We start from the raw sequence: 8234 nt of genomic DNA, 5'->3' as shown, positions 1-8234 counted from the left end.
TAGATTTTAATGAGTGTTATAATTTATCCAACTTGTTGAAATTAAATGAAAAATATTTTAAAAAATAGATTGTGTCAAATTTATACAGAAGCTTTATAGAAATACACTTAAGGCATATCTGACTGAAAAATATATATTTTATTTGGTTGTTTTTAATATTACTATGAAATGATATATAGAAAAATGTAAAAAAGAGTATTGTTATCAATGTGAGGAAGTTCCAATGGATAATTCGGAAGTTAAAAATTTTAAGTTGAAATTTGATATAAAAAATAAGGATCTTCTTGTTTGGAATAATGAAATCATAATGTCTCGTACTGAGGAAGATTATTTTAAGAAAATGTTTATCATTCTGGAAAAATTAAATCTTTGTACTGATTCTATTTTAGAAATAGGATTTGGTCTTGGAATTTCTGGTAGTTTAATTCAAAAGCATCTTATACCTACGAAACATCATATAGTCGAAATAGAAGCTAATATCTTCAAAGATTTACTTGCATTTACTCAAAAGAATAGTGGAGTAGTAGCAACTTTAGGGGATTGGAGATTAATTGATCTACCTGAAAAAGAATATGATTTTATATTCAATGATGCTTATGACTATGGAGGTATTTCTGAATATGCTAATTTTTCTTATGATGATCATTATCTTATTTTTAGTAAAATTTTAAAAGATGATGGTGTTATATGTCATCCACATTTTGGTGATGGACCAGTAAGAGATGTTAAAGGTTTTAAAACTACAATTGTTGAAAGATTAAAGGTAAACCCTATTGTTATGTGGGATCAATCTATATGTGAAGATGCTGCTATAGTCTTAAGAAGGAAAGATTAGCCGCTATTGAATCAAATGGATGTAATATTTGTAAATTGATTCCAATATTGTGAATTACAGAATCATTATTAGAAAGTACATCCTTTATAAATGTTAAATTTTTGAAGATTTAGCTATTAAATTTAACAAAATACTTTACATGGTTTTATTAAATTATTGAAAATAAATGTTTATTTTTAAGTTATGGTGTATATCCGTTCTAAACTTTTGCGCCCAGCATGAAAAAAGGCATAAAACTCAGTTTTATGCCTTTTTTGTCGGACTCGTTTGTTATCGAATTGAGCCCAAAGCCTCGTGGTGAGTCACTATTTTTTGGACTTTACTATCGCTTTGATCTATAACTGATCCACTTGGCCTACATTGCTAGACGAGGCTTATTAGCGTCGATGAAATTATTGATCGATTTTTTGGTCAAAAAATTTGCTGAGCTGAAGCAACAGAATTCGGTACTCTATTAAAAAAACGGGGCTATAAGGAATAGCCACTGTCAGTTTTTGCCAATTCCCTCAGGCCCGCCATGAGGGTCTCTATCAGTTTCTCCACCACCAAGCGTTGGCCTTTGCGTGAGGCATAGACCAATTGCACGGTACCCCGATTGGATTTCCATTCAGGGAAGAGGTGAATCAGTTTGCCTTTTTTAATATCGCTTTGTACTGTCAGATAGGGGAGATCGGCAATGCCAAGTCCATCATGGACCGCATAATAGACTCCAGCCAAATCATTGCTTTTGACCCGCGGTTGATAAGGCACATCGACAGTTTCATCACTGTGGATATGACATAAATGCCAATAATATTGATGTTTCTGAATACCCAAGGCGACGCTTGGGTAGTGCTTTAGCTCTGAATAATGGCGAATGCTTCTGCCTTCTAATAATTCGGGCGCAGCGACTAGACAGTGCTCGGTGCGAATCACATCGCGCACAATTAAGCTGGAATCCTGATTGGGTTCAAAACTGGTGCGGATGGCGATATCAATATCATCATGCAGTACATCGACCCGTCGACTGGTGAGCTCTAAGGAAATTTCAACTTTGGGGTAGGCTTTTAAAAATTGATTGAGTAATTTCCGAATCTGGAAATGCATCATCAAGGGCGGGCAACTGATTTTAACCACACCTTGCGGTTCATTTTTTTGTTTGAGCAAGACATTTTCGGCACATTCGACCTGTGCAATCACTTTACAGCACTCTTCATAAAACTCTTGGCCCAAATCCGTGACTTTAAAATGACGGGTGGTACGCTGGATCAGGCTGACATTGAATTTATGTTCTAGCTCAATGATACGGCGGCTGAGTTTGGATTTACTGATATTTTCAGCTTCGCTGGCGGCACTGAATCCGCCATGTTTTACCACCAAGTAAAAATAATGAAAGTCATCAAATGAGTTGATCAAGGCCAATCGAATCCGATAGAGATGAAAAGATTAGGATAGCATTAACAATCCTAATCTTAATATGCGCATTTATTTTTGCGTGGTATTTTGTGCGTAACTGTTCATCAGGTTGCGATAATCAGGAATGTGATTCGAGAATAAAGCGCCTAAACCCTCAATATCATTACGCCAGTCACGATGTAATTCACAGGCCATCCCAAACCAGGTCATCAGCTGTGCACCGGCTTGGGACATCCGATCCCACGCTGCATCACGGGTTAAGGCATTAAACGTTCCAGAAGCATCGGTAATCACAAATACCTCGAAGTCCTCTGCCAAGGCAGATAAGGCAGGAAAAGCCACACAGACTTCTGTAACCACACCCGCAATAATCAATTGCTTTTTGCCTGTGGCTTTGATGGCTTTGACAAAGTCTTCATTGTCCCAAGCATTGATTTGACCGGGACGGGCAATATAAGGAGCATCGGGGAACATCTCTTTCAGTTCAGGTACCAGTGGGCCATTTTCAAAACTGGTAGTCAGAATCGTGGGTAAATTGAAATACTTTGCGGCATTTGCCAACGCCAAAACATTATTTTTAAATTTGTCTGGATCAATATCCCGAACCAAGGAAAGTAGACCTGTTTGATGGTCGACTAAAAGCACCGCAGCATTTTCTTTGTCTAGGCGAGCGTAGTTGTTAGCCATAATTTTATCCTCATGTTTTTGTGAAAGAAGTTTAAAAGATCGAGATTTTTCCTCTTGCCTGAAAGGATGCTAATTAAATTTTAGTGTGGGATGAAGTCTGAAAAATGAGATAAACAATGTCAAAAATAGGATGATTGTTGATATCTTGCTATTAATTTTATTTTTAAGATCAGATTGTCCTATCTGTAGAATAATGTGTTGCCAAACTGGTGCTATAAGCATTGAGAACGGAGGGGTAAAATAAGCATCAAGAACAGAACTTCTACCCTCAGGGAGAAACCAAATGAAAAAAATTCTTGGTGTGTATCAAAACAAGCACATGCACTGGGTAGGTGATGGTTTCCCAGTCTATAACTTGTTTTCCTATGACCGTTTAGGCCAAAGCATTAGTCCTTTTTTATTGTTGGACTATGCGGCACCATACCGTTTTGACCCAACCACAGCACAGCATGGCGTGGGTTCACATCCGCATCGTGGTTTTGAAACAGTGACCATTGCCTATCAGGGTGAAGTCACCCATAAAGACTCGAGTGGCGGTGGTGGAACTATTAAAGCGGGTGATGTGCAATGGATGACTGCAGGTGGCGGGATCTTGCATCAGGAGTTCCATTCTCCTGAATTTGCCCATCATGGTGGTTTGTTTGAAATGGTACAGCTTTGGGTCAATTTGCCAGCGCATTCAAAAATGACGCCAGCAAAATACCAAGCCATTGAAGCGAATCAAATTCAGCATATTGCACTGGATGATGCAGGCAGTGAAATGCGAGTCATTGCAGGTCAATACCAAGACACTGCAGGTGCAGCAACCACCTTTAGTCCAGTCAATGTCTGGGATGGCAAAATTGTTCAAGGTCAAACGCATACGTTTTATATATCTGAAGGGCAGACTACATTGTTAGTATTACTATCAGGTCAGGTGCTTTTGAATGAAACTCAAAGCATTGAAGCGCCAAGCTTGGTGATCCTTAGCCGAGAGGAAATTGACTTTAGTATTCAGGCCGAGCAAGACAGCAAATTCCTGATTTTGACGGGTCAACCGTTGAATGAGCCGATTGAAGGTTATGGGCCGTTTGTCATGAACAGCAAAGCTGAAATCGTCGAGGCAGTTCGTGATTTCAATAGCGGTAAATTTGGTTCGATGCATGCTTAAGTATTGAATTAAATCAATAGTCTATATAAGAAAGCCTATCACTCCTTTGGAGTGATAGGCTTTAGCTGTAAGGGTCCTCTATTGATTTTTTTAATATTATGTCACTTATAATTATTCAGCTTGTTATGTGACTTTGTTCTCGTTGTTATGCAATAAACATAGCACTGATTTAGCACCTTGCAAAGCGAATAAAGTACTGAAAATGGTAAAATATAGAATGTTCTGTATGTTTTTTTGGCCTAAAATGTAATAAGTCCATTTTTTTCATTATGTTACGTTTAAAATTCAAATTGTGATAAAATGTAACAAGAAAGTAACAACGATATTACGACAAAAGTCTGGCAGAAGGCTTGAATCTGGTATTTTTTAATACCGTATTTCGCGGAAGTATCAGTCATAATCAAGAAAAATCATCAACTGATGGGACATAATTTTGGATATTGCAATTATTGGCAGTGGAATGGCAGGACTTGCCTCAGCCAGAATCCTACATGATGCTGGGCATAAAGTAACCATATTCGAAGCACTCGCAGGCCGAGGCATGGATAGTCATAGTATTGATTTTGATGGTGGCATTATTGATGCACCGTTAAGGGTCATGAATCCAAAACTTTGGCAGAATACCCTAAGTTTAGCCAGCTATTTAGGCATCGAAACTTTTCCTGTCCGTACCTTTATGGCTTGCAGTTGGTTATTTGATGATAAAACCGATACATGGCTGACCACCTCACGCAGCCGTATCGGCAATTTCCCGATTATCAATAACCGTAAAGGGATTCAGCAATATGGCTGGCGTCTGGTCAAAGGTATGCTGCAACTGAAAACCGCGGTACATCAATTTTTTAAATCAGACAATCAAGACATTACCTTGGCCGAGTTCATGAATCAGTATCATATTGAGGAAGTGTTCTGGCATGGTACCGTGATGCCAGTGCTGTATACCATTTGTACTTGCCATCCCAAAACCATTGGTGAATGGCCTGCGAAACCTTTACTGGAATTTATCCGACAGTTGACAGAAGGTGAAGCCTTATTACGGATGAAAGGTGGAACGCCTGCGTTGGTCAATCGCTTGATTGAAGGTATCGACATTCATAGTGGTTCAGCTGTTCAAAAAGTCGAAGAGCAGGGTGAAAAAGTGTTGGTGGAAAATGCACAAGGCGAAAGCCAGTTATTTGACCGTGTAGTGATTGCCACGCCAACCCCAGTGATTGAAGATTTTCTGAAACAACCACAATTTGCTGAAGACATTGCCTTATTGAAAAAGTTCCGTTTCGAACAAGGCGATTTAGTTATTCATACCGATCCGATTGTGATGCCGCAACGCCGCAAAGATTGGGCGGTATTGAGCTATATGATGGATCGTAAATTTACTCGCCAGCAATTTACCGTGTGGATTAATGCGATTGAGCCGAGTTTGGTCGGTAAAAATGCCGTGTTCCAAACCTGGTGTCCGGTGATTGATATCGATCCAAAGAAAGTGATTTCCAAAGTTAAACTCACCCGTGCAGTGGTCGATTCGGAAACCGTGGTCTTGAATAAACAAATTCAGCAGCGTCATCTGGATTTAAACCGTAAAGTATTTTATTGCGGTTCATGGTCATGCGATGGCTTGCCAATTTTAGAATCTGCTGTGACCTCGGCCATGCATATTTCTGAAATCCTAGGTGCAGCCATACCTTTTGTTGGATTAAAACCAAAAGTCAAAGTAGCGCCTGAACTCGGTTATTAAGTATGAGTTCCTTCAAGCAAGCGCTGATCGAAAAAGTCATTGGGCACAAATATGCGATTGATGCCAAACGGCTTGGTGATGATGCGCTGCTTGCTTGGAGTAATTTAGGCTTTTGGCAAGGCCAACATGAGAGTTACCCACAGGCCTGTCGAAGTCTGGCCGATCAAATTGCGCAATCGATTCAACTGAAATCCACAGATCGTGTTTTAGATCTCGGCTGTGGGCAAGGCGCCAGTCTGCTGCACTGGCTTCAGCATTATCACATTCAACAACTCAGTGCTGTTGAGTTACAGCCCGAATGCGTCAAACGAATTCAAAAACAATTACCGCAAGTGCAAATTCATTGTGGATCTTTTTTGAATTTAAAAACACTCGGACTTTTGAATTCATTTGATGTGGTGCTGTGTATAGATGCGGCTTATCACAGTGATTTGAATTCATTTCTTGATTCGACATCCGTAGTTTTGAATTCAAAAGGTCGGATCGCGTTTCACACCCTGATGTGGTCGGATAATTGGCTACACTGTTCTGCTCTACAAAAACAAAAATATCGCTATCTATTAAAAAGTGCGGATGTGAATTGGCAGTATCTGATGGATCGGCAGCAGCTTGCGCAGACTTTAGCGCAACATGGTTTTGGTGAAATTCAAATTCAGGATTTTTCCGAACCTGTATTGAATGGTTTTGCGGAATATATCGAAACACGAAAATCTAAAAAAACCGCCTTTGATTTGACCCAACTCAAAATAAACATGACTGCCAAGTTGTGCCGAAAACTCTACCAAGATGGATTCGTACGTTATATTCAAATCAGTGCAGTAAAAAAGTGAGAACAAGATGCCAAGTGAATATAAAGGTTCATGTCTATGTGGGGCAGTGAGCTATCAGGCGCAGGTTGCGCCACGTTATCGTTTTAATTGTCATTGTCGTGATTGCCAAAAAGCCACGGGTAGTGCTTATGCGCCGATTGCTTTCTTTCATCAATCCGAACTGAAAATTGAAGGTGAGCTGAAATATTTTGAGTCTTTGGGATTATCAGGCAAGCCGATTCGCCGTGCATTTTGCCCTAATTGTGGCTCGCAAATGTTTGGCCTACCCGAACTCGTGCCCGAAATGATTTCAATCCGTGCAGGAACACTGGATGATCCAAATTTGTATCAACCGCAAGCAGAATGTTTTGTGAGTCATGCAAATGAATGGGATTTATTAAATCCGAATATTTCGCATTTTGAAAAAATGATGGGGAAGAAAAGAGAATAAAGCGAGAAATGGTGCCGGCACACGGATTCGAACTGTGGACCTACTGATTACAAGTCAGTTGCTCTACCAACTGAGCTATGCCGGCAACGTGGCGAGAATTCTACAGAATCTAATTAAAAAAACAAGCGAAAAAATAAGCAAACAGATAAATTTAATTGAATCAGCAAATTTTCGCCAATTCTGATTTATATGTTGAGCGCATAAACAAAGGAATCAATCACTTCACCCGTGCTTAAGTGTGCTTTCACAGGCACACGTTGATAGCCTGCACCTTCGAATTCATCCAGTGCTTGCCAGTGTTGTTCTAGGTTATCTGAGAAAAACACAAAGCCAGAGACCTTTTGATCTGTTTGTTCTAGAACAATACCCGGAAAGCCCAGTTCAGCGCCCCAACCTTGTTGTTTGAGTGTGCCAAATACATGTGCGTCTGCCCATGTACCACCAATATTTTCCATGATATGGGCATTGGGGCGGTTGGGCCCTAGAGTCCCGTAAACAAATAAATTGAGCATAGTGAAAGCGAGGAAAGTAAAAGAAGTAGAGTAGCAAAAAAGGGTAAACGCGGGTATCTGTGAGAATAAAAAGAATTCTGCTTTTTTAGGTGAGCTGTTGTCTTTTGATATAAATGTAGATGTTTAATTTTTATCTTCTATTTTAATCATAATACGCAGAATGTTGTGATTTAAAGCATAGGCATAAAATAGGTCAGTTTAATATCCATGTTAGGTCGATTCTTGATCTCTGAAATGAGTATTCGCTAGTATTAAGCTCAGTAAAAAGTCTGATGGATATGACTTTCTATTTTATGGTGAGTAGTGAACTAAAATAATGGGAAAATATAAACATTTTAAAATTAAAACCATCAAGGATTGGGAGGGCGAGTATTGGGATGCTTACGAAGAGCGAAAAACACATACTGGGATTAGGGTCTATCGTGGCTGGCCTTACGGGTTTACCGCTAAAGATGAGGGCATTAGTCCAAGTTTTTCAGTGATTTTAACGTCAGAAATGGCTGATCTGGTAAAAGAATACAAAGTCTTTGAAGTTGCGAAACAACTTGAACTCTCTTTAAGTATGGTTGGTAAATTCAGACGGTTATTGGGTATTCAAAGAAATTTTATCTATCGAAATGATCCATGGATTCTGGCACATCAAGATGAATTGTTGTACGACAG

8 protein-coding genes, 1 tRNA gene and 2 pseudogenes are annotated in these 8234 nt (G+C 39.4%); 7 read left to right on the top strand and 4 right to left on the bottom strand.

Going from position 1 to position 8234, the window contains the following annotated elements; translation table 11 throughout:
* Positions 1 to 223 precede the first annotated feature (223 nt).
* Entirely contained in the window at positions 224 to 835 is a 612-nt protein-coding gene (locus tag Aba26S_RS19995) for a hypothetical protein (RefSeq protein ID WP_002117385.1), read from the top strand.
* A gap of 341 nt (positions 836 to 1176) precedes the next feature.
* Positions 1177 to 1293 (top strand): annotated as a pseudogene (locus Aba26S_RS21550) (LysR family transcriptional regulator); the annotation flags it as partial.
* Positions 1294 to 1303: 10 nt separating this feature from the next.
* Here the strand turns inward: Aba26S_RS21550 and Aba26S_RS19985 are convergent.
* Both Aba26S_RS19985 and ycaC read right to left on the bottom strand, forming a co-directional pair.
* Positions 1304 to 2230, bottom strand: a complete 927-nt coding sequence (locus tag Aba26S_RS19985) for a LysR substrate-binding domain-containing protein (RefSeq protein ID WP_043974664.1) — start codon at positions 2228 to 2230, stop codon at positions 1304 to 1306.
* Positions 2231 to 2299: 69 nt separating this feature from the next.
* Positions 2300 to 2917: an isochorismate family cysteine hydrolase YcaC gene (gene ycaC / locus Aba26S_RS19980; RefSeq protein WP_043974660.1), complete on the bottom strand. Its 618-nt coding sequence runs from the start codon at positions 2915 to 2917 to the stop codon at positions 2300 to 2302.
* A gap of 283 nt (positions 2918 to 3200) precedes the next feature.
* On the opposite strand from ycaC, the gene Aba26S_RS19975 reads away from it, so the two are divergent.
* From Aba26S_RS19975 to Aba26S_RS19960, 4 genes are all read left to right on the top strand, one after another.
* Positions 3201 to 4067, top strand: a complete 867-nt coding sequence (locus Aba26S_RS19975) for a pirin family protein (RefSeq protein WP_043974658.1) — start codon at positions 3201 to 3203, stop codon at positions 4065 to 4067.
* A 433-nt stretch (positions 4068 to 4500) separates the two neighbouring features.
* The gene (locus tag Aba26S_RS19970) at positions 4501 to 5799 is read left to right on the top strand and encodes an FAD-dependent oxidoreductase (protein WP_043974657.1); all 1299 of its coding nucleotides are present in this window, start codon (positions 4501 to 4503) and stop codon (positions 5797 to 5799) included.
* Positions 5800 to 5801: 2 nt separating this feature from the next.
* Entirely contained in the window at positions 5802 to 6629 is an 828-nt protein-coding gene (locus Aba26S_RS19965) for a cyclopropane-fatty-acyl-phospholipid synthase family protein (protein WP_043974655.1), read from the top strand.
* A gap of 7 nt (positions 6630 to 6636) precedes the next feature.
* Positions 6637 to 7059 (top strand): GFA family protein, encoded by a 423-nt coding sequence (locus Aba26S_RS19960; protein WP_043974653.1) that lies wholly within the window; start codon positions 6637 to 6639, stop codon positions 7057 to 7059.
* A 9-nt stretch (positions 7060 to 7068) separates the two neighbouring features.
* Here Aba26S_RS19960 and Aba26S_RS19955 read toward each other — a convergent pair.
* Together Aba26S_RS19955 and Aba26S_RS19950 are read right to left on the bottom strand one after the other, a co-directional pair.
* Positions 7069 to 7144 (bottom strand) — tRNA-Thr (locus Aba26S_RS19955).
* A 100-nt stretch (positions 7145 to 7244) separates the two neighbouring features.
* Positions 7245 to 7571: a gamma-glutamylcyclotransferase family protein gene (locus Aba26S_RS19950; protein WP_043974651.1), complete on the bottom strand. Its 327-nt coding sequence runs from the start codon at positions 7569 to 7571 to the stop codon at positions 7245 to 7247.
* Positions 7572 to 7887: 316 nt separating this feature from the next.
* Here Aba26S_RS19950 and Aba26S_RS19945 point away from each other — a divergent pair.
* A pseudogene (locus tag Aba26S_RS19945) lies at positions 7888 to 8234 on the top strand (hypothetical protein); the annotation flags it as partial.

Source organism: Acinetobacter sp. NBRC 110496 (genome assembly GCF_000876115.1).
Lineage (GTDB): Bacteria > Pseudomonadota > Gammaproteobacteria > Pseudomonadales > Moraxellaceae > Acinetobacter.
Note: the sequence above shows the minus strand (reverse complement) of the source record. Positions and strands in the feature narration are given on the sequence as shown.

Bases quoted from the DNA above. Each gene is read 5' to 3' on its own strand.
- Aba26S_RS19995 (WP_002117385.1), top strand. From the start codon at position 224: ATGGATAATTCGGAAGTTAAAAATTTTAAGTTGAAATTTGATATAAAA.
- ycaC (WP_043974660.1), bottom strand. From the start codon at position 2,917: ATGGCTAACAACTACGCTCGCCTAGACAAAGAAAATGCTGCGGTGCTT.
- Aba26S_RS19975 (WP_043974658.1), top strand. From the start codon at position 3,201: ATGAAAAAAATTCTTGGTGTGTATCAAAACAAGCACATGCACTGGGTA.
- Aba26S_RS19965 (WP_043974655.1), top strand. From the start codon at position 5,802: ATGAGTTCCTTCAAGCAAGCGCTGATCGAAAAAGTCATTGGGCACAAA.
- Aba26S_RS19960 (WP_043974653.1), top strand. From the start codon at position 6,637: ATGCCAAGTGAATATAAAGGTTCATGTCTATGTGGGGCAGTGAGCTAT.
- Aba26S_RS19950 (WP_043974651.1), bottom strand. From the start codon at position 7,571: ATGCTCAATTTATTTGTTTACGGGACTCTAGGGCCCAACCGCCCCAAT.